The following is a 20,330-nucleotide window of genomic DNA, read 5'->3' on the forward strand; positions in this document are numbered from 1 at the left end:
AGCGATGAAAATTCTGGTTATTGGCCCATCATGGGTCGGCGATATGATGATGTCGCAAAGTCTCTATCGCACGCTCAAGGCTGAGCATCCTGAAGCGGTGATCGACGTGATGGCGCCGGCCTGGTGCCGCCCATTGCTGTCGCGTATGCCGGAAGTGAATCAGGCGCTGGCGATGCCGCTCGGCCACGGCGCATTGGCGCTGGGCGAGCGTCGTCGTTTGGGGAAAACCCTGCAGGCCAGCGGCTATGACCGCGCCTATGTGCTGCCGAACTCCTTCAAATCTGCGCTGGTGCCGTTTTTCGCCGGGATCAAACGTCGCACCGGCTGGCGCGGCGAGATGCGCTATGGCGTGTTGAATGATGTCCGCGTGCTGGACAAAGCGGCCTTTCCGTTGATGGTTGAGCGCTATGTGGCGCTCGGCTATGACAAACCGGTTGCTTCCGCGCAGCAGCTGCCGCAGCCGTTGCTGTGGCCGCAATTACGTGTCGATGACGATGAAAAGCGGATGACGGCGGCGCAGTTTGCGCTGTCAGCCGATCGTCCAGTGATTGGATTTTGTCCGGGCGCAGAGTTTGGCCCGGCGAAGCGCTGGCCGCATTATCATTATGCCGCGCTGGCAGAGCAGCTGATTGGCGAAGGTTATCAGGTGGTGCTGTTCGGTTCGGCGAAAGATCGTGAAACCGGTGACACCATTGTGCAGACGCTGTCAGAAGCGGCGCGTGCGCACTGTAAAAATCTGGCGGGTGAAACGCAACTTGAGCAAGCCGTGATTCTGCTGGCGAACTGTGCGGCGGTGGTCAGTAACGATTCCGGCCTGATGCATATCGCTGCGGCGCTTAATCGTCCGCTGGTGGCGCTGTATGGCCCAAGCAGCCCGGACTTCACTCCGCCGTTGTCTCAGCAGGCGCGCATTATTCGTTTGATCACCGGCTATCACAAAGTCCGCAAAGGTGATGCCGAACAAGGTTATCACCAGAGCCTGATTGATATTCAGCCAGCGCGCGTCCATCAGGAACTGAGCGCGCTGTTGCATCCGGTGCAGGAGTAAAGATGCACGTTTTGATTGTTAAAACCTCCTCGATGGGAGACGTGCTGCATACCTTGCCCGCGCTCACGGATGCGATGCAGGCGATTCCTGGCATCAAGTTTGATTGGGTGGTTGAAGAAAACTTCGCTCAAATCCCCGCCTGGCATCCGGCGGTGGATAAAGTAATGCCGGTGGCGATTCGCCGCTGGCGCAAGCACTGGTTCGGTAGTCAGCAGCGTGAAGAGCGTGTGCAATTTAAGCGTGAGCTGCAATCGCGTCAGTATGATGTAGTGCTGGATGCACAAGGTTTGATCAAAAGCGCCGCGCTGGTAACGCGCCTGGCAAAAGGCGAGAAGCACGGGCAGGACAGCCGCAGCGCACGCGAACCTTTCGCCAGCTGGTGGTATGACAAACGCCATGAAATCAACAAGCAACAGCATGCCGTCGAACGTACGCGCGAGCTGTTTGCCAAAAGCCTCGGCTATGGAAAGCCTGCAACGCAGGGCGACTACGCGATTGCCGGCCATTTCCGCTCTACGCTGCCCAATGACACGCAGCCTTATCTGGTGTTTCTGCATGCTACCACGCGTGATAACAAACACTGGCCGGAGTCACACTGGCGTGCGCTGATTGAGTTAGTTCAGCCAACAGGATTGCGCGTGAAATTGCCGTGGGGCGCAGAGCATGAACATCAACGCGCACAGCGTCTGGCCGAAGGCTTCGACCATGTTGAGGTATTGCCTAAGTTAACGCTGGAGCAGGTAGCGCAAGAATTAGCTGGCGCGCGCGCGGTGGTGTCGGTAGATACCGGTTTAAGTCATCTGACGGCAGCGCTGGATCGTCCGAATATCACGCTATTTGGTCCCACCGATCCGGGACTGATTGGCGGGTATGGCAAGAATCAGCATGAATTAAAAGCAAGCGATGGTACCATGCAGGCAATTACGGCCGAGATGGTTATGGAAAAATTGAAGGAACTGCTCTGAATGACCTCAATTTTTAAACAAATCTATCGTTATACTCATGCAAGGGCATTGAGACATAACGAAAACTTGTGGCCCCATATTAAGATTCGCCGAGCCAAAACCGATAATATTCAGCGGCTAAGCTACTGGGGAAAGCAAGTTAAGATTGAGGATCTCATCGCATTGCGTGCCACGATAACGGGAGATGTGACAATCCTGGCTACTGGCCCTTCGGTTAAATCATTAGACATTGAGAAACTTGCCAGCACCACATTCGTGGGCGTTAATGGCGCCTATAATCTGCGCGATAGAATTACCTTTGCATATTATGTCATCGTCGATCGGGGATTTATCGATAAAAGATTCGATCTTGTCACAGATATTATTAATGATGAAAAGCTGGTTCTGTTTACAACCGTGCACTGCTTCAATGATATCTTGCAGCGCGCTGATTTACGGGACGTTAAGTGCCGCCTGGCAATTATTGAAGATCTCAGCTTTAAAGTATTCAGAGGTATCGTTCGCCCTGAAGAGTATGCCCTCAATTATCAGGGGAAAATGGGGATCTCACTCTCTGAAACGCCATTCATCTCTGGTTTTTCCTGGGATATTTGTCAGGGGGTTTTCGATGCCGGCACGGTTGCTTATTGGGCCTTGCAGATATCCGTCTGGCTGGGTGCCAGTCGTATTTTATTAGCTGGCGTTGATATGAATAATTTTTCAGCGCCGCGCTTTTATGAAAGCGACAATGATAAGCTTCCAAGCCTACTTGAATCTAACTTTAGCGCGGTTATTAAACCCGCCTTTATCCATGCAAGCCGGGAATTAGAACGAGCGGGGATTAAAGCGTATAACCTTTCATTAGAAAGTGCTCTTGATGAGAATATTTTTGAGAAGACTACACCAGAAGCTATTTTTTAAAATAGATCACAACCTGAAATCTATTTATTCTTTTTTATTTTTCTAATTTCTAAAAAACTATACCAGGCTTCACATTAAAACCTGGTATATATTATCAATTTAACGTTTTCAACACTGCGTTATAGACCTGTTCCACATTGATTTTCCGCATAGGAAATTGTGGGTCATCATTTTCCTCAGGCTCAATACGGATTATCTGGTGAATATCCAGATCCTGATAAGGTCCAGTATGGCGAGGATTGGCACCCACATACAGACTTACCGTCGGCGTTTGCGCGGTAACAGCAATATGTAATGGTCCCGTATCGCCCGTTATCAATACATCAATTCGCTTAATAAGCTGAAGCAGTTCGGGCAGACGCGTTTTGCCAATATATGAAGTGACCCGATGATGATACTTTTCTGGCAGTAGTGCAAAGAAGGCGCTTTCGATCGGGCGATCCTGGCCGGCTCCAGTCAGAACCAAAGTGGATTCTGGACTGTGGCTAAAAATACGCTCTGCCAATTGTGCAAAGTGTTCCACGGGCCAGCGACGGTTATCACCTGATGCGCCCATTTGGAAACCGACAATGGTTGAGCTTTCCTGCTGGTGACCATCATCAACTTTTATAGGAAATTCCATGCGGATATCAGTGGTGTCACAGCCTAATGAACCAATAAGATTCAGTTTACGTTGAATAATGTGTGATTCTGCTCGCGGTGAGTAGAGATCAAGCCAATGATTAAATACAGGATTATCGCTACCGAAATTATCTCTAACCAGATATTTTGAGCCGCTTAACCGCGCGCAAAGAATATCGTAGCCTAAGCTGGAGTGCAGTAGCAGCGTTAGGTCAGGTTTGAAGCGGCGTAGTTTCCTGATCAGATTAGGCGCGCGGACAATTTTATTGTCCCAAATAGCCACTTGATCAAACCATTCGCTGTCTTCAACCAGATCACGGTTTTTATCGCTGGAAACCAGCATGATTTTGGCGGATGGATAACGGCGCTTAATCGCTTTTATTGCTGGTGTGTTAAACAGCAGGTCACCTAATGCCGTCGTCGAAAAAATAACGATGCGCTCGAACTCATGGGTCGCGCTCAGCGGGGACTTATTTCTGTCGATTTGGCTCAGTTTAGCGTGCAGACTCAGCACGGAGTTAATTAGATTTATTTTCCAACGTTTTTTCATTAATACGGCTTACCCTAGAGAATCTGACTATTCGACAGCCATAGCAAAAAATAATTTCGCCATTATAACGAAAAAAACATCAGCCCCGTATAGAGGCTAACGTTAAGGCCGGTTTGCACTTTGACTTAATTTAGAACAAAGACTCTAAATGCTTGAACAATGGGCTTTGCGCAATGCTTTCACTAATCAACTCAACGGCATAGTGCTGCGGCACGGGCGGCAATGGTTTGCCCGGCTTACACACGCCTGGCGCACGGAAGCGTGGCGGCTGGGTTTTGGATGGCGGCGGAGTCGCACCCTGATGCAGCGGCTCATTCAGCAACTGGCTTGGCCGCACTAGCGTGATATCGGCTGGCAATGTCGGCAGCATCTGCTGCAAGACGCGCACCGTCGTCGGATGCGGATGACCAATCGCAATGGCATAACCATCGCGCTGCGCAAGTTTCACCGCGCGGGTAAACTGCGCGCGGATTGAAGCCTCATCCTGACTATCATCAAGGAACACGCGGCGTTTCAGGACTTTAACGTTGGTACCTTGCGCGGCTGGGATCGACTGACTATTGCCAATCGTCATGCTATCGAGAAAGTAATAGTTGTAGTGATTGAGCACCTGCATCACTTTCTGCATGCCGGGCAGGCTGGAGGTCATTTTGCTGCCCATATGGTTATTCAGGCCAACCGCAAAAGGCACTTTGCCGCTGGCTTCTCGAATAATCCGCTCGATTTCCGTGCTGCTCATCTCGGGCGTCAGCGTGTCTTTCTCCAGCGGCTGTTTGCTAAGCGGTGCCATCGGCAGGTGGATCAGCACTTCGCGACCACCCTGATGCGCTTTGGTGGCCATCTCACGCGCATGGGGCGCATTCGGCAGGACCGCAACGGAAATCGCGGTGGGCATCTGCAGCACTTTATTCTCTTCTTTTGGCCGATAACCAAAGTCATCGATCACGATAGAGAGTTTTCCCGCATGGGCGGAAAGTGACAGAAACAGGCCGCATAGGGCGGCCGAGAGCTTAGAGGGTTGAAACAAAACTTATCTTCCTAACCACGGTAGTGGATTGACGGCCTGTCCCTGGCGTCGGATTTCAAAGTAGAGCGAAGGCGTGCCGCGGCCGCCGCTGGTGCCCACAAGGGCGATAGGCTGTCCTGCCTTCACCTGAGCACCCACGCTCACCAGTGCGCTTTGGTTGTAGCCATAAAGGCTCATATCACCTTTACCGTGTTCCAGAACGACAACCAGACCATAGCCTTGCAGCCAGTCGGCCATCAATACGCGTCCATCAGCGATGGCTTTCACTTCGGTACCTTCTGGCGCATCGACGACCAGACCTTTCCAGCGCAATTCGCCCTGCATCGATTCACCGAAGCGATGTTCAATACGTCCCCGTACCGGCCAAACCGCTTGCCCGCCGGGCTTGCCTAATCCGCCGGTACGCGCCATCAGCTCGCGCTCACTCTGCGTTGGCTGATAACTTGATCCTTTGGCTTTCGCCTGCGCCTGACGCTGACGCACTTTTTCCGCCTCGCGCGCTTCGCGTTCCGCACGTTCGCGTGCTTCACGCTCTGCCTTAGCGATTTTGCTTTGCAGGCGGCTTTCGTTCTCACGCATTTCAACCAGGTCCGCCTGATCTTTCTCCAGCGAGCTTTCCAGTATGGTGAGCGTTTTCTTACGCGCCGCGCTGGCGACTTCCAGCTTGCTTTGCTGCGTCTGCTGCTGGGCCAACAACGATTTTTGCTGCTCCTGTTTGCCCTGCAATGATTGACGCTGTTCCGCTAATTGCTGCTGGGTTTGTTTGAGATCGTCGATGTTTTTCTGGCGTGCGGCGTTGAGATAGCCGAAATAGGCAAGAATGCGCTCACTGCGCTGGGCTTCTTCGCCTCCGAGCAGCAACTGCAGACCATTATGCTGTCCCTGACGGAAGGCGGCATCAAGCTGTTGTGCCAGCAGTTTTTCCTGCTGTGCTTGCTGCTTTTCCAGCCGCGAGATAGAAGAGGTGACCTGCGCGATTTCACCCTCAAGCGTGCTGAGGCTGTTACGCGTTTCGCGCAGCTGACGGCTGGCCTGCGCAATCACTTTTTCCTGGCTTTGCAGCTGATCCAACAACTTACTGCGCTGCACTTTCTGCGCTTTAACGCTCTTTTCTTTCTCGGCAATGTCCTGCTGAATGGACTTCAACTGCGTTTTACTGTCATCCGCACTGCGTGCAGCGGCAGGAAGTAATAATGTGCCCGCCAGAAGCAGACTCAGGGAGATTTCGGACCAGCGAAATGACAACGGAAGCGCAGTGCCGTTGTAACGGGTCCTTGTGTATGTAACGGTCGCTTTTCCCTTCATAGTCGATAATTATTCCACGATGAACAGCCGCTTACCAGTTAGCCCGGCCGGGTTTTACTTTACTAAAAATGTCTGTACCGAGCTTACCGGCATAAACTTTGTCTTAATTTTGGGATTAGAACACTTTTTTTGGAAAATGACGCACAAATCGTAACTCTGTCCCCTTAGCGACTGTACATGCGAAGTGGCGCAGGTATACTCAGAACCCTTGTTTTAGCTTATCAGCCCGGTTTGGAGTCGTTACCCCTCATGCAAGAAATTATGCAGTTTGCAAGCAATCACCCCATCCTCAGTCTGGCATGGGTCGCTTTACTCGTTCTCGTGATTGTGACCACCGTTAAAGGTATGTTCTCTAAAGTAAAAACTATCAGCCGTGGTGAAGCTACCCACCTGATAAACAAAGAGGACGCGGTGGTGGTAGACGTGCGTTCACGTGACGATTACCGCAAAGGACACATTTCTGGGGCTATCAACGTAGCGGCAGCAGACATCAAAAAAGAGAGCTTTGGCGAGCTGGAAAAGCACAAGTCACAGCACATAATTGTAGTTTGCGCGACCGGTCAAAGTGCGGGTGAATCTGCAGCGAAATTGAGCGCAGCGGGTTTTGAAAAAGTCTCCGTTCTGAAAGATGGCGTGAGCGGCTGGAGTGGTGAAAATCTGCCACTGGTGCGCGGTAAATAACTTCTCAGAGGTAACCGTATGGCGAATGTAGAGATCTACACCAAAGTCACTTGTCCTTATTGCCACCGTGCAAAGGCGTTGTTGGATCAGAAAGGCGTGTCGTTCCAGGAGATTCCCATTGACGGGAACGCGGCGAAACGTGAAGAGATGATTCAACGCAGCGGCCGCACTACGGTGCCACAGATTTTTATTGATGCGCAGCACATTGGCGGCTGTGACGATCTTTACGCGCTGGATGGGCGTCAGGGACTTGATCCTTTACTCCAGGCATAACTTTTCGGTCAGACAATTTTAACTCACAGGATTTAGTCACATGTCAGAGCAAAGCAGCAGCGAAATGCAGTTCCAGATTCAACGTGTTTACACCAAAGATGTTTCTTACGAAGCGCCAAACGCACCGCAGGTTTTCCAGAAAGAGTGGGAACCGGAAGTGAAGCTGGATCTGGACACCGCCTCTTCTCAGTTAGCTGATGGCGTTTTTGAAGTCGTTCTGCGCGTTACCGTAACGGCAACCGTTGGCGAAGAAACCGCATTCCTGTGTGAAGTACAGCAAGCGGGCATTTTCACCATTAGCGGTATCGAAGGCACGCAGATGGCGCATTGCCTCGGCGCGTACTGCCCGAACATTCTGTTCCCGTATGCACGCGAATGCGTAACCAGCCTTGTGTCTCGTGGTACTTTCCCGCAGCTCAACCTGGCGCCAGTGAACTTTGATGCGCTGTTCATGAACTATCTGCAGCAGCAAGGTGAAGGCGAAGCGCCACATCAGGATGCCTGATGACTACACTCAACGCTTCAATTAGCGTCATCGGTGCCGGCTCGTACGGCACCGCATTGGCCATCACGCTGGCCCGCAACGGCCATCCGGTTCTGCTCTGGGGCCACAATCCTCAAAGCGTGGCGCAGCTGCAAGCTGACCGCTGCAATGCCGCTTTCCTGCCCGATGTCCCTTTCCCTGATAATCTCGTTCCTGAAGCCGATCTGGCAACCGTGGTTAACGCCAGTCGCGATCTGCTGGTCGTCGTGCCGAGCCATGTATTTGGCGACGTGCTGACGCAGCTTAAGCCGCATTTGCGTGCCGATTCGCGGATTGTCTGGGCGACTAAAGGACTGGAAAAAGAGACTGGCCGGTTGCTGCAGGATGTGGCGCGTGAAATCCTCGGCGATGCGATTCCACTCGCGGTGATTTCCGGACCTACCTTTGCAAAAGAGCTGGCAGCCGGCATGCCAACGGCCATCGCACTGGCATCCACCGATGCGGAGTTCGCTGAAGACCTGCAGCAGAAGCTGCACTGCGGCAAAAGTTTCCGCGTCTACAACAATCAGGATTTCATCGGCGTGCAGTTAGGCGGCGCGGTGAAGAACGTGATTGCGATTGGTGCGGGGATTTCTGACGGCATTGGCTTTGGTGCCAACGCGCGTACCGCCTTGATCACTCGCGGCCTGACGGAAATGAGCCGTCTTGGCGCAGCGCTGGGCGCCGATGCCACCACCTTTATGGGCATGGCCGGTTTAGGCGATCTGGTGCTGACCTGTACCGATAATCAGTCGCGCAACCGTCGTTTCGGCATGATGCTGGGGCAAGGCGAGAGCGTAGACGAGGCGCAACGCATTATCGGACAAGTTGTAGAAGGCTACAGAAACACCAAAGAAGTCAAAGCATTGGCCGCGCGCGTCGGCGTAGAAATGCCGATTACCGAGCAGATTTATCAGGTGCTCTATTGCGGAAAATCAGCGCGAGAGGCAGCATTGACCTTACTTGGCCGTGCAAGGAAGGACGAAAACAGCCAAAGCTAAAGCAGGATGCGCCAGCGTCACCACCTGTAGCGCCCCATCAGGCGCTTTTTTTATCGGGAGCAAACAGCAATGTCGTCTGAAGAGTTAGAACTGGTCTGGAACCATATCAAAGCCGAAGCCAGAGCCCTGGCCGACTGTGAACCGATGCTGGCCAGCTTTTACCATGCGACACTGCTCAAACACGAAAACCTCGGCAGCGCGCTCAGTTACATGCTCGCTAACAAGCTGGCGAACCCGATCATGCCCGCTATCGCTATTCGCGAAATCGTGGAAGAAGCCTATCGTGAAGACCCGGAGATGATTGTCTCTGCGGCCTACGATATTCAGGCTGTACGCCAGCGCGATCCCGCCGTTGATAAATACTCTACGCCGCTGCTTTACCTCAAAGGTTTCCACGCCTTGCAGGCTTATCGCATCGGCCATTGGCTGTGGAAAGAGGGCCGCCGCGCGCTGGCTGTCTATCTGCAGAACGAAATCTCCGTCTCATTTGCCGTGGATATTCACCCGGCGGCACGCATTGGTCGCGGCATCATGCTTGATCATGCTACCGGCATTGTCATCGGCGAAACGGCAATCATTGAAAATGATGTTTCAATTCTGCAATCGGTGACGCTCGGCGGTACTGGTAAAACCAGCGGCGATCGCCATCCGAAGATCCGTGAAGGTGTGATGATTGGCGCCGGCGCCAAGATTCTGGGCAACATTGAAGTGGGGCGCGGCGCAAAAATCGGAGCCGGTTCGGTTGTCCTGCAGCCTGTACCGCCTCATACCACGGCGGCCGGCGTACCAGCGCGCATTGTCGGTAAACCGACCAGCGATAAACCCTCGATGGATATGGATCAGCACTTCAACGGCGCAGGCTTTGAGTACGGCGACGGCATCTAGCCTTTGATCAGTGCGCCAGCATAATCGAGTTGGCGCCACGCTTCATACACCACCACTGATACTGCATTAGACAGGTTCATGCTGCGGCTCTCCGCCATCATCGGAATGCGGATTTTCTGCTCAGCGGGTAGCGCGTTGAGAATTTCTGCGGGTAAACCGCGACTCTCCGGACCAAACACCAAATAATCACCCTTCTGATAGCTCACCGCGCTGTGCGCCGGCGTTCCTTTGGTGGTGAGGGCGAACATGCGCTGTGGCGTTTCTGTTGCCAGAAATTCTGCGTAATTGGCGTGTTTTTTCAAGGCGGTATATTCGTGGTAATCCAGCCCGGCGCGGCGCAGGCGCTTGTCATCCCAGGCAAAGCCCAGCGGTTCAATCAGGTGTAACTGGAAACCGGTATTTGCGCACAAGCGAATGATGTTGCCGGTATTTGGCGGAATTTCAGGTTCGAATAAGACAATGTTTAGCATAAGGCCCCCAGAAACGAGGGCCGAAGCATAACAAATTATTGACGGGCGGAGTACAGCGGCAGCCACAGCGTGAGGCGTAAACCGCCAAGAGGGCTGTCATCCGCTTTAACCCAGCCGCGATGCTGCTGGATGGCGGTTTCGACAATCGCCAGGCCTAATCCGGTGCCGCCTGACTCACGATCGCGCGCCTCATCGGTGCGGTAGAACGGACGGAAAATCTGCTCGCGATCTTCTGGGCTGACTCCTGGACCATCATCATCGACATGAATGGTGATGCCCGCAATATCCACCGAGAAGCTGACGCTGATGTGCGAATTCGAATAGCGCAGCGCATTACGCACGATATTTTCCAGCGCACTCTCCAACGCATGGGGATTACCGTACAGCGGCCACGGGCCAGGCGGATAGGGCACTTCCATCAGTTTGCCCATCTGCTCGGCTTCAAATTTGGCATCTTCCAGCACGCCATTCCAAAGCTGATTGGCCTTCATCGCTTCGCTAACCAGCGCGTTATTGTGCTGCGTTCGCGACAGCACCAGCAGATCGTTAATCATGCCATCCAGACGCTGCGCTTCCGTTTCAATGCGCTGCAGCTCTTTGCCTTCACCGTTACGGCGACGCAGGAGCGCGGTTGCCAGCTGCAAGCGAGTTAACGGCGTACGCAATTCATGGCTGATATCGGATAGCAGACGCTGTTGCGCCGTCATCATGCGTTCGAGCGCGCTCACCATTTGGTTGAAACTGGAACCCGCAGCCAGAAACTCTTGCGGCCCCGATTCCAGTTCCGGATGCTGGCGCAAATTGCCGCTTGCCACTTCATCCGCCGCATATTTAAGTTTGCGCGCGGGGCGCGCCAGGCTCCACGCCAGCCACAGCAGCAGCGGCGAGCTGATCAGCATCGTGACAATCAGCAGCAGTAGCGGGCGGTCAAACAGCAGATTAACGAAATCGAGCTGCGAGCTGGTGGCAGGACGAATCAGGTAGAGCTGATAGTTGTCTTCGCCATCGCGGACCGCGAAAGGTCCAACCATCTCCACGCGGCCATACTTTTTCTTTTGTGGGTGGTCGGCGTTATCCGACTGCCCAATAAAGTTGCGGATGATCTGCATTTCATTGTGCTGCGCGCCAATCACCCGGCCTTCGCTGGTCACCAATAACAAACGCTGACCAGGCGGCGCCCATTTGTCGATGGAGCGGAACAGGCGACGCCACCACATTAAGTCGTTGGGTGGATCCTGAGACAGCTCCGCTTCAACGTGCTGTTCAATCATGGTGCCCTGACGTTGCTCGCTTTCCAGTAACGCGGTCATCTGGCGCGAATCGAGTTTAGGCACCATGAGAACCAGCATCAACACCAACGCTAGCGTGAGCCAGAAGATGGCGAAGATGCGGGTGGTTAAACTTCCAATCATGATGCCGAAACCATCAGATAGCCGCGTCCGCGTAGGGTTTTAAACCACGGATGACCATCACGACGTTCCGGCAATTTACGACGCAGGTTAGAAATGTGCATATCGATAGCGCGGTCAAACGGTGTCAGACGTTTGCCCAACACTTCCTGACTAAGGTGCTCACGCGATACTACCTGACCCAGATGCTGTGCCAGCAAATAGAGCAGGGTGAACTCGGTGCCGGTGAGGTCCAAAGTTTCGCTGTCGAAGCTGGCCTCCTGACGACCCGGATTCAGGCGCAGGCAGTCGACTTCCAGCGTGGGTGAGCTGTTATCGTGCTGCTGTTGCTGCTCGCTCCAGTTTGAACGGCGCAGAATGGCACGAATACGTGCTACCAGTTCACGATCGTTAAACGGTTTAGGCAGATAGTCATCTGCACCCAGTTCAAGGCCCAGAACGCGGTCCAGTTCGCTGCCACGTGCAGTCAGCATAATGACCGGAGTTTGGTGCTGTTGGCGTAGTTCTTTCAAAGTGTCGATACCATTCTTCTTCGGCATCATCACATCAAGCAATAGCAAGTCCACGGTGTTGTCTAGCAGGTTAAGCGCCTGCTCACCATCGCTTGCCACAATGACTTCAAAACCTTCCATCTCAAGCAGTTCTTTAAGCAGCGAAGTTAATTCGCGGTCGTCATCAACCAACAGGATTTTATTCATTTTTTATTGCCCTCCGCAGGCAAAATACCGTGTTCCTTGACTTGCAATCCAACGCTTTACGTACTTTTACACCCCCTGACGGATGTTTGCAGCCACCGCCGTACACTGGCTCTCGTTGAATCGCAAAACGGAACGAACTGGGAGTTAACGATGCGCTACTTAACCGCCGTCGTCATTGCCTCAGCGATGGTTCTCAGTCACGCCAGCGCCGAAGCAGCAGACACGACGACGATTGACGAGATGCATCCGAACAGCGGATTGACGACAGGCAGTATGACGCAAAATCCGCAAAGCTACATGTTCGATGGCATTGAGCTGACTGAACAACAGCGGCAACAGATGCGAGACCTGATGCAGCAAGCGCGACACGAACGCCCAACAATCAGCGTTCAAGATATAGAAACTATGCATGACCTTGTCATTGCAGACAAATTTAACGAATCGGCTATCCGACAGCAGGCAGAGAAACAAGCCCGCGCAGCGGTAGAACAGCAAGTCGAGATGGCTCGGGTTCGTAATCAGATGTATCACCTGCTAACGCCTGCACAGCAAGCGACATTGCAGAAAAATTATGAGCGACGATTAGCTGAAGTTCGTCGGCTCTCAGGATTGCAGCCATCATCACCGCTGCAAGCAGTGAGTAGTACCAGCAGTAACCAGTAACATAGTATCCCTGTTTTCCTTGCCATAGACACCATCCCTGTCTTCCCCCGCATGATGCGGGGGTTTTTTTTGCCTGTCATTTCTCTCTAACATCATTGCCTTAAAATTCAATCACGCAGCACACTTATGCCGATGATAAACTTTAGCCATCTTGAGACCTAAAGGCCGCACCTATGAAGCGTGCGATCCGACGAGGCATAGCATGGATTCTTCCTATGCAAAGTTAGTTAATCGGGCGGCGCTGGCGGCAACTACGCTGGCGACGTTGCTGTTAATCGTGAAAATTTTCGCCTGGTGGCATACCGGTTCAGTCAGTATGTTGGCGGCGTTAGTGGATTCATTGGTGGATATCGCCGCTTCACTAACCAATTTGCTGGTAGTGCGCTATTCACTGCAGCCGGCCGATGACGATCACACCTTCGGCCACGGTAAAGCCGAATCCCTGGCCGCGCTGGCGCAAAGCATGTTTATCTCCGGCTCGGCGCTGTTTCTGTTTCTCACCGGCATTCAGCATCTGGCCTCGCCCGAAACCTTACATGCGCCGCTGGTGGGCATTGTGGTGACGGTGATTGCGCTGTTTTCAACCCTGACGTTGGTTGCCTTCCAGCGCTGGGTGGTGCGACGCACGCGCAGCCAGGCGATTCGCGCAGACATGCTGCACTATCAATCTGACGTGGTGATGAACGGCGCAATATTGGTCGCCCTCGGTTTGAGCAGCTATGGTTTTGTACGGGCGGATGCGTTGTTCGCGCTCGGCATCGGCGTTTACATTCTCTATAACGCGTTGCGGATGGGTTATGACGCGGTACAGGCGCTGTTGGATCGTGTTTTGCCCGAGCATGAAACGCAGGAGATTATCAACGTGGTGACCAACTGGCCGGGCGTACGCGGCGCGCATGCATTACGCACGCGACAATCGGGCCCCACGCGTTTTATCCAGCTGCATCTGGAGATGGAAGATCAGCTGCCGCTGGTGCAGGCCCATCAGGTGGCCGATCAAATTGAGCAGGCGTTACTCAAGAGGTTTCCCGGCTCGGACGTCATCATTCATCAAGATCCCTGTTCTGTTGTGCCGAGCAATCAACACGGATTTTTTCAAGGTTAGCGATTTAAAATCATGCAATTACACAAAAAAAGTGACGTAACGCTAACAACTCTGTAAAAAATTAGCGAAAACTTGTCTGACCTGAATCAATTCAGCATCAAGCGTTTGATATACTATTTTGCAACTATTAAGCCATGCGATCGCGAGCTGGTCCACGCCGGACACATGGCAGGAATAATCCTTAGTTTTTGAACAATCCAGAGGTTGTCATGATCAAAAAAATCGGAGTACTGACCAGCGGCGGCGACGCCCCAGGCATGAACGCAGCCATTCGCGGAGTTGTACGTTCCGCGCTGAGTGAAGGACTGGAAGTTTTTGGTATTTACGACGGCTATCTGGGATTGTACGAAGATCGCATGATCAACCTTGACCGCTACAGCGTGTCAGACATGATCAACCGCGGCGGCACCTTCCTCGGTTCCGCCCGCTTCCCAGAATTCCGCAACGATGAAGTGCGCCAGACCGCGATTGATAACATGAAAAAGCGTGGTATTGATGCGCTGGTGGTTATCGGCGGTGATGGTTCCTACATGGGTGCCAAGCGCCTGACTGAAATGGGCTTCCCGTGCATCGGCCTGCCTGGCACCATTGATAACGACGTAGCAGGTACTGATTACACCATCGGTTATTTCACTGCGCTGGAAACCGTGGTTGAAGCGATTGACCGCCTGCGTGACACCTCATCTTCCCACCAGCGTATCTCCATCGTGGAAGTGATGGGCCGTTACTGCGGCGATTTAACTCTGGCGGCAGCGATTGCCGGTGGTTGCGAGTTCATCGTGCTGCCTGAAATCCCGTATACCCGTGAAGAGCTGGTTGCTGAAATCAAAGCCGGCATTGCCAAAGGTAAAAAGCACGCCATCGTGGCGATCACCGAGCACATCTGCGATATCGACGATCTGGCGCACTTCATCGAAGCTGAAACCAAACGCGAAACCCGCGCTACCGTTCTCGGTCACATTCAGCGTGGCGGCGCACCTTGTGCCTATGACCGCATTCTGGCCTCGCGCATGGGTTCCTACTCCATCGAGCTGCTGCTACAAGGCTACGGCGGCCGCTGCGTCGGTATTCAGAACGAGAAGATGGTGCATCACGACATCATCGATGCGATTGAAAATATGAAGCGTCCATTCAAACGCGACTGGCTGGATACCGCGAAAAAACTCTACTGATTATTCAGCATCAAGGCGCGACGCGATTCGCGCCTTTTTTATGCCTGCTCATATTCCGTGCGGTTATAACAGCTTATTTTTAATTCTTTAATCCGTGGATAAGTTTGTGTCAGTCTTGTTCTATAACGACCTCGGGAGAGCAAGCAATGAATAAGTGGAGTATTGGTGTCACCCTGTTACTGGCTTCAACCAGTGTTCTGGCAAAGGATATTCAGCTGTTAAACGTCTCTTACGATCCAACCCGTGAGCTGTACGAGCAGTACAACAAAGCGTTTAGCGCGCATTACAAGCAGGAAACCGGCGACAACGTGGTGATTCGCCAGTCACACGGCGGTTCAGGTAAACAAGCAACCTCAGTGATCAATGGCATCCGTGCTGATGTGGTTACGCTGGCGCTGCAATCTGATGTCGATGCTATTGCTGACCGTGGTCGTATCAATAAAGACTGGATTAAACGCCTGCCGGACAACTCCGCACCCTACACCTCAACCATCGTGTTCCTGGTGCGCAAAGGCAACCCGAAAGGCATTCATGATTGGCCAGATCTGATCAAACCGGGCGTTTCCGTCATCACGCCAAACCCGAAAACGTCAGGCGGCGCACGCTGGAATTATCTGGCTGCATGGGGCTGGGCGCTGGATCAGAACAACGGCGATCAAGCCAAAGCGCTGGCTTACGTGAGATCGCTGTTTAAGAACGTAGAAGTGCAGGATTCCGGCGCACGTGGTGCCACTAACACCTTCGTGGAACGCGGCATTGGCGATGTGCTGATAGCGTGGGAGAACGAAGCCTATCTGGCGGTAAATAAGCTGGGTAAAGATAAGTTTGAGATCGTCACCCCAAGCGAATCGATTCTGGCGGAGCCAACGGTTTCGGTAGTGGATAAAGTGGTTGACGAGCAGGGCACCCGCAAAGTAGCCGAAGATTACCTCAAGTATCTCTACTCGCCGGAAGGTCAGACTATCGCGGCGGAAAATTTCTATCGTCCACGTGATAAAGCCGTTGCGGAGAAATTTGCCAATAAATTCGCCCCGGTAAAACTGTTCACTATCGACAACAAGTTTGGTGGCTGGACGCAAGCCCAGAAAACCCACTTCGCCGATGGCGGCAGCTACGACCAGGTGATGAAGCCATAACGTACATCGTCAGGTCGCCATTTATGGCGACCTTTTTACATACCATTACGCCTCTTGCGTCGCCAACCGCCGACCGGCACGCTGGGCCACCAGCGGCAACAATGCCTGACGTACCAGATAGCCATCTGGATCCAGCCCCCAACCTAACGCAGCAGCGGCATCGACAATCGCTTTATCCCATTCCAGTTTTTTCCGTCCGTCACCCGCAGTGGTAATCACCACTTCACACGCATGATCGGGTGCCTGATAGCGACGCCAGCTGCCTGCCGGCACGGAAATCACCGAACGCTCCGGCGCTGTCATCGTCACTTCTTCACCATCACGATTGAAGGTCACAGTAAGCGTGCCTTTAAACACCATGAGTACTTGCACCTGTGCGCAGCGATGCGTACCCATTTCGCCCGCTTTTGGCAAAGCCAGCCACTCTACCGAGAAGCCGTGTGGCGTGTTGATGGGCGGAGCGACCTGACGATCCTGATTGATGCCATAGCCGATAACGGGTGCCATACGCGCACCGTGACCCGGCAACATGGCATCCAGTAGCGCGTGTTCGCTCCAGGCGCGCTGCTCACCGGTGACGGCAAACTGCGCCATCTGCTCGGGCGTAAAATGCTGTAAATGCGCCATCTCCGCCTCGGGCAGCGGCGGCATACGCTCTGCAACCGGCGGGATCGCCGCGCCGGTTGAGGTATCGATCAGCATGTTATTGGGGCTGAGATAGAGTCCATACTCCGCCGCCGCCGACATCACATCGGGATGCCAGATAATGCCGCCGGTGTTATCGCCGCCCAGCACGGTAAATACCCAGCCATCGGTATCGGTAGCCGACACATTGGTGAAGCCACGGAAAATCCAGGTGGGCAGGCTGACAATCGCCGGAGCGTCGAGCTCCAGCGACTCTTCGCCTTTATTCCCCCAGCGGAAACGCCAGCGGCCTTCATGGATCAGGAAGACTTCGGCAGTGAAATGCAGATGCAGATTATTGGTCACGCCTTTTGGCATCGCTGCCGCGCCAATGTTAAAACCGTGCGCTTCAGGAATATTGATCACCTGCTCAGACGACTGCGTCACGCCCGGCCCGATAAATGAGTAATTCTGCTTGAGATGCGAACCCGGCAGTTTGCAGTCGATAAACGCCAGATTGCACGACACCATATCTTGCGGCGCGATCAGGCGCGCACGTGCTGCTGTAGCGGACAATGTTTGCTGTTTCATCTTCTTCTCCTCAATAACCCGAACCAGAACGAACAGGCAACGCCTCACCGCGCGCGGTGGCGACAGCGTGGCGTGCGGCATGCGTTAGCTGCATCACATCATTGGCGGGGGTCACCAACTGAAAGCCCTGTGCGATGCGCTGTGCGGCGGCTTCTCCGCTGGTACAAAAAATACCGGCCAGTTTGTGGCCGGCGCGGGTGCGGCTCAGCACCCGTTCAATGGCATTTAACATCTCAGGATGCTGCGATTCGGCGCTGGCCTGGCCGGTGAGCGTAAGGGACAGATCGTTGGGGCCGATAAACACGCCGTCCAATCCCTCGACGTCGAGAATGGCATCAAGATTGGCCAACCCCGCGCGTGTTTCAATCATCGCCAGCGTCAGAATTTGCTGGTTAGCATGCTGCGGATAATCTTTGCCGCCATACAGCAGCGCACGCGCTGGACCAAACGAGCGCGAACCTTGCGGCGCATAGCGGCAGGCATCGACAAACTGCTGCGCTTCGGCGGCATCGTTGATCATCGGGCAGATAATGCCGTAGGCGCCGGCATCCAGCATGCGCATAATCTGCGCCGGCTCGTTGTGCGAGACGCGCACCAGCGGCGTCGCGGGTGTGGAGGATAGCGCCTGCAACATGCTGAGTGCGGCGGCGAAATCGATCAGGCCATGTTGCAGGTCAACGGTGACGGCATCAAAGCCCTGATGTCCGGCAATCTCGGCGCTGTAGCTGCTGGGGATCGCCAGCCAGCCGTTAATAATCGGTCCGCGGCGTTGTTTTAAAGGGTTGATACGCATAATTCACTCCTCTTAATCCAGGTTTGCAGCGCGCGGGCACAGGCTTGCGGCTGCTCCAGCAGCAGAAAGTGTCCGCACTGTTCAAGCGTGATGTGGCGTGCGGCGGGAGCCGCTTTGACAAGCAGGTGATGGTGTTCGGGGGTGCAGATGGCGTCGCTGTCGCCGTTGAGGATCAACAGCGGTGCCTGCAGCGCCGGTAAGGTATGCCGTAAATCGCGACGTTGTATGGCGATGGCGGTCTGTTGACGAAAGCGCTCAACGCTGCTGCGTTCTGCCATCGTCACCAGCGCGCCAAGCAGCTCGCGATCCGCCAGCCGCGATGCATGCACATAGCGCGGCCAGAGTTGCTCAATCACCGATCGCATACCGTTTTTCGCAGCTCGATCAAGCAAGGCAATACGTCCCGCAGCGTTGACCGGCGCATCCGCCAACGGATTCACCGCCAGCAGCGCGAGGCCCGCGATGCGTTGCGCGGCTTGCGCCTGCATCTCCAGTGCCACCAGCGCACCCAGCGAGAATCCCACCAGTAAAAAGCGCGCCGGCAAGTCAGTCAGCAGTTGCGCCGCGAGCTGTTCGGCGCTGTCAGCACCGCTCATCTCGGGAATGATCATCGGCTGCTGCGGTAGATGGCGGCAAAGCGGTTGCCACAACGCGCCGTCGCACAAGGTACCGCCCAGTAACACCAAAGGCAGTGACATGATTAGCCCTCCGCCACAGGACGGGCATTCACCATCCGCATCACATGGCGCACCAGCAGCAGCGACAGCAATGAAATAATGCCAATCACCATAAAGCCCTGCTGCATCGCGAAGTAGTATTTGATGTAGCCGACCAGCACCGGGCCAAAGAAAATCCCAGCGGAGTAGATGCTTTGATATAGCCCAACGCGAGTGGATTGCTGCCAGGCAGGCGTGCGGGTGACGATCAGCGAATTCAGCACGGTGGAGATCATGCCGAAGGCACAGCCCGCCAGCGCCTGCAAGCCATACAGCAGCCAGATATTGGGCGCGTAAGGCATGGCTATCGCTACGGCCCCTTGCAGCACGCCGCCGATAATTGCCGTGTTGCGTAAGCCCAGCAGGCGATAGAAGAAGGGCGCGCACAGCGCGGTGGCCAGCGCATAGAAGAACAGATGGATGCCGCTTAGCGTCGCCAGCGAAGCGGCCGCCATGCCAAAGCCTTCTGCCAGTAGCGGCGTCAGCGTGTCGCGTGTGGCAAATGGCACCATCATCACCAGCGCACAGAGTCCGCCGAGATACCACACCGAAGGATCACGCAGCTGAGTGCGAACCGCAGAGAGACGTTGCGCCGTGGGCATCGCTTCCGGGCGTTTTTCACGGATAAAGAACGTTAGCAAAAAAGCCAGCAGCGCGGCAGCGGACGCCACCAAAAAGCTCGATTCGGCACCGAAATGACGGGCAATAAATCCCGCCACCGAAATCCCGATAAAAGTGCCTACCGGCGAGGTGACGCTCAGCATGGCGATCGCGGCGGCGGCTTCCAGCGGCGGGAAGTAAGCCACGAACATCACGTTATACACCACCCACGTCGCGCTGGTGACGCCATCGGCGAGCTTGGCGATAAACAGTGTTTCCGGTGTCGGCCAAAGGTAAACCACCGGCCAGGCGATAAGCGTAAACAACAAGCCAATCTGGATAATGCGTTTGCGGCGGCGAAAGCGGTCCGACAGAATGCCGGTCGGAAAACGCAACAGCATCGAGGCCAATCCGGTCGCGCCGATGATGATTCCCATCACGCGCGCCTCGACATTCAGCGACATGATGTAGGGGGCGAGAAACGGATCAAAGGCGTGAATGCTGATAAAAAACAGCAAGCTAATAATGAAAAACAGCAGCACATCACGACGCAATAACGCTTTCATAATGAGTT

Annotated in this window: 22 protein-coding genes; 12 read left to right on the plus strand and 10 right to left on the minus strand. The window is 54.1% G+C overall.

Going from position 1 to position 20,330, the window contains the following annotated elements; genetic code table 11:
* Positions 1 to 4 precede the first annotated feature (4 nt).
* Genes rfaF through ACVLVH_RS21970 form a run of 3 tightly spaced genes read left to right on the plus strand, consistent with a single transcriptional unit; the run spans position 5 to position 2,913 of the window.
* Entirely contained in the window at positions 5 to 1,048 is a 1,044-nt protein-coding gene (gene rfaF, locus ACVLVH_RS21960) for an ADP-heptose--LPS heptosyltransferase RfaF (protein ID WP_192415310.1), read from the plus strand.
* A 2-nt stretch (positions 1,049 to 1,050) separates the two neighbouring features.
* Entirely contained in the window at positions 1,051 to 2,013 is a 963-nt protein-coding gene (rfaC, locus tag ACVLVH_RS21965) for a lipopolysaccharide heptosyltransferase RfaC (protein WP_192415312.1), read from the plus strand.
* Entirely contained in the window at positions 2,014 to 2,913 is a 900-nt protein-coding gene (locus ACVLVH_RS21970; protein WP_192415314.1) for a WaaZ-like lipopolysaccharide core biosynthesis protein, read from the plus strand.
* Positions 2,914 to 3,007: 94 nt separating this feature from the next.
* On the opposite strand, the gene ACVLVH_RS21975 is transcribed toward ACVLVH_RS21970, so the two are convergent.
* The 3 genes from ACVLVH_RS21975 to envC form a co-directional block, all read right to left on the minus strand.
* On the minus strand, positions 3,008 to 4,084 hold the full coding sequence (locus ACVLVH_RS21975) for a glycosyltransferase family 9 protein (RefSeq protein ID WP_110868201.1): 1,077 nt from the start codon (positions 4,082 to 4,084) through the stop codon (positions 3,008 to 3,010).
* A gap of 130 nt (positions 4,085 to 4,214) precedes the next feature.
* Positions 4,215 to 5,111, minus strand: a complete 897-nt coding sequence (locus tag ACVLVH_RS21980) for a divergent polysaccharide deacetylase family protein (protein ID WP_192415316.1) — start codon at positions 5,109 to 5,111, stop codon at positions 4,215 to 4,217.
* A gap of 3 nt (positions 5,112 to 5,114) precedes the next feature.
* On the minus strand, positions 5,115 to 6,416 hold the full coding sequence (envC, locus tag ACVLVH_RS21985) for a murein hydrolase activator EnvC (RefSeq protein ID WP_192237029.1): 1,302 nt from the start codon (positions 6,414 to 6,416) through the stop codon (positions 5,115 to 5,117).
* A 249-nt stretch (positions 6,417 to 6,665) separates the two neighbouring features.
* On the opposite strand from envC, the gene ACVLVH_RS21990 reads away from it, so the two are divergent.
* The 5 genes from ACVLVH_RS21990 to cysE all read left to right on the plus strand — a co-directional run bounded on the left by ACVLVH_RS21990 (position 6,666) and on the right by cysE (position 9,779).
* Entirely contained in the window at positions 6,666 to 7,097 is a 432-nt protein-coding gene (locus ACVLVH_RS21990; protein WP_008109709.1) for a rhodanese-like domain-containing protein, read from the plus strand.
* A gap of 18 nt (positions 7,098 to 7,115) precedes the next feature.
* Complete coding sequence (gene grxC / locus ACVLVH_RS21995; RefSeq protein WP_007885328.1) at positions 7,116 to 7,370, plus strand: glutaredoxin 3; 255 nt, start codon at positions 7,116 to 7,118, stop codon at positions 7,368 to 7,370.
* 40 nt (positions 7,371 to 7,410) lie between these two features.
* Positions 7,411 to 7,875 carry a protein-export chaperone SecB gene (gene secB / locus ACVLVH_RS22000; protein WP_101760668.1) on the plus strand — a complete coding sequence of 155 codons (465 nt, stop codon included), beginning with the start codon at positions 7,411 to 7,413 and terminating at the stop codon, positions 7,873 to 7,875.
* A complete protein-coding gene (gene gpsA, locus ACVLVH_RS22005; protein ID WP_101760667.1) occupies positions 7,875 to 8,894 on the plus strand; it encodes an NAD(P)H-dependent glycerol-3-phosphate dehydrogenase in 1,020 nt (339 codons plus the stop codon). Before secB ends, gpsA begins: the two co-directional genes overlap by 1 nt.
* 69 nt (positions 8,895 to 8,963) lie before the next feature.
* A complete protein-coding gene (gene cysE, locus ACVLVH_RS22010; RefSeq protein ID WP_007885334.1) occupies positions 8,964 to 9,779 on the plus strand; it encodes a serine O-acetyltransferase in 816 nt (271 codons plus the stop codon).
* On the opposite strand, the gene trmL is transcribed toward cysE, so the two are convergent.
* From trmL to cpxR, 3 genes are read right to left on the minus strand one after another with little or no spacing between them, the layout of a single operon-like run.
* Complete coding sequence (trmL, locus tag ACVLVH_RS22015; RefSeq protein WP_101760666.1) at positions 9,776 to 10,249, minus strand: tRNA (uridine(34)/cytosine(34)/5-carboxymethylaminomethyluridine(34)-2'-O)-methyltransferase TrmL; 474 nt, start codon at positions 10,247 to 10,249, stop codon at positions 9,776 to 9,778. The genes cysE and trmL overlap by 4 nt on opposite strands.
* 35 nt (positions 10,250 to 10,284) lie before the next feature.
* Positions 10,285 to 11,661 (minus strand): envelope stress sensor histidine kinase CpxA, encoded by a 1,377-nt coding sequence (cpxA, locus tag ACVLVH_RS22020; RefSeq protein WP_101760665.1) that lies wholly within the window; start codon positions 11,659 to 11,661, stop codon positions 10,285 to 10,287.
* Positions 11,658 to 12,356, minus strand: coding sequence for an envelope stress response regulator transcription factor CpxR (gene cpxR, locus ACVLVH_RS22025; protein WP_007885339.1), 699 nt, complete (start codon positions 12,354 to 12,356; stop codon positions 11,658 to 11,660). Before cpxR ends, cpxA begins: the two co-directional genes overlap by 4 nt.
* A 150-nt stretch (positions 12,357 to 12,506) precedes the next feature.
* On the opposite strand from cpxR, the gene cpxP reads away from it, so the two are divergent.
* From cpxP to ACVLVH_RS22045, 4 genes are all read left to right on the plus strand, one after another.
* Positions 12,507 to 13,019 carry a cell-envelope stress modulator CpxP gene (gene cpxP, locus ACVLVH_RS22030; protein ID WP_101760664.1) on the plus strand — a complete coding sequence of 171 codons (513 nt, stop codon included), beginning with the start codon at positions 12,507 to 12,509 and terminating at the stop codon, positions 13,017 to 13,019.
* A gap of 202 nt (positions 13,020 to 13,221) precedes the next feature.
* Entirely contained in the window at positions 13,222 to 14,124 is a 903-nt protein-coding gene (gene fieF, locus ACVLVH_RS22035) for a CDF family cation-efflux transporter FieF (RefSeq protein WP_110868197.1), read from the plus strand.
* A 209-nt stretch (positions 14,125 to 14,333) separates the two neighbouring features.
* Positions 14,334 to 15,296: a 6-phosphofructokinase gene (pfkA, locus tag ACVLVH_RS22040; protein ID WP_101760662.1), complete on the plus strand. Its 963-nt coding sequence runs from the start codon at positions 14,334 to 14,336 to the stop codon at positions 15,294 to 15,296.
* A 146-nt stretch (positions 15,297 to 15,442) separates the two neighbouring features.
* Entirely contained in the window at positions 15,443 to 16,432 is a 990-nt protein-coding gene (locus ACVLVH_RS22045; RefSeq protein WP_192415318.1) for a sulfate ABC transporter substrate-binding protein, read from the plus strand.
* Between the two features lie 45 nt (positions 16,433 to 16,477).
* Here ACVLVH_RS22045 and ACVLVH_RS22050 read toward each other — a convergent pair whose 3' ends face one another.
* The 4 genes from ACVLVH_RS22050 to ACVLVH_RS22065 are packed head-to-tail and all read right to left on the minus strand — an operon-like array spanning position 16,478 to position 20,322.
* The gene (locus tag ACVLVH_RS22050; protein ID WP_192415320.1) at positions 16,478 to 17,647 is read right to left on the minus strand and encodes a cupin domain-containing protein; all 1,170 of its coding nucleotides are present in this window, start codon (positions 17,645 to 17,647) and stop codon (positions 16,478 to 16,480) included.
* Positions 17,648 to 17,657: 10 nt separating this feature from the next.
* Positions 17,658 to 18,440: an HpcH/HpaI aldolase family protein gene (locus ACVLVH_RS22055; RefSeq protein WP_192415322.1), complete on the minus strand. Its 783-nt coding sequence runs from the start codon at positions 18,438 to 18,440 to the stop codon at positions 17,658 to 17,660.
* Positions 18,422 to 19,138, minus strand: a complete 717-nt coding sequence (locus ACVLVH_RS22060; protein WP_192415324.1) for an alpha/beta fold hydrolase — start codon at positions 19,136 to 19,138, stop codon at positions 18,422 to 18,424. The genes ACVLVH_RS22055 and ACVLVH_RS22060 overlap by 19 nt, the downstream gene beginning before the upstream one ends.
* A gap of 2 nt (positions 19,139 to 19,140) precedes the next feature.
* On the minus strand, positions 19,141 to 20,322 hold the full coding sequence (locus tag ACVLVH_RS22065; RefSeq protein ID WP_158238591.1) for an MFS transporter: 1,182 nt from the start codon (positions 20,320 to 20,322) through the stop codon (positions 19,141 to 19,143).
* Positions 20,323 to 20,330 lie beyond the last annotated feature (8 nt).

Source organism: Kluyvera sp. 1366, assembly GCF_054823405.1.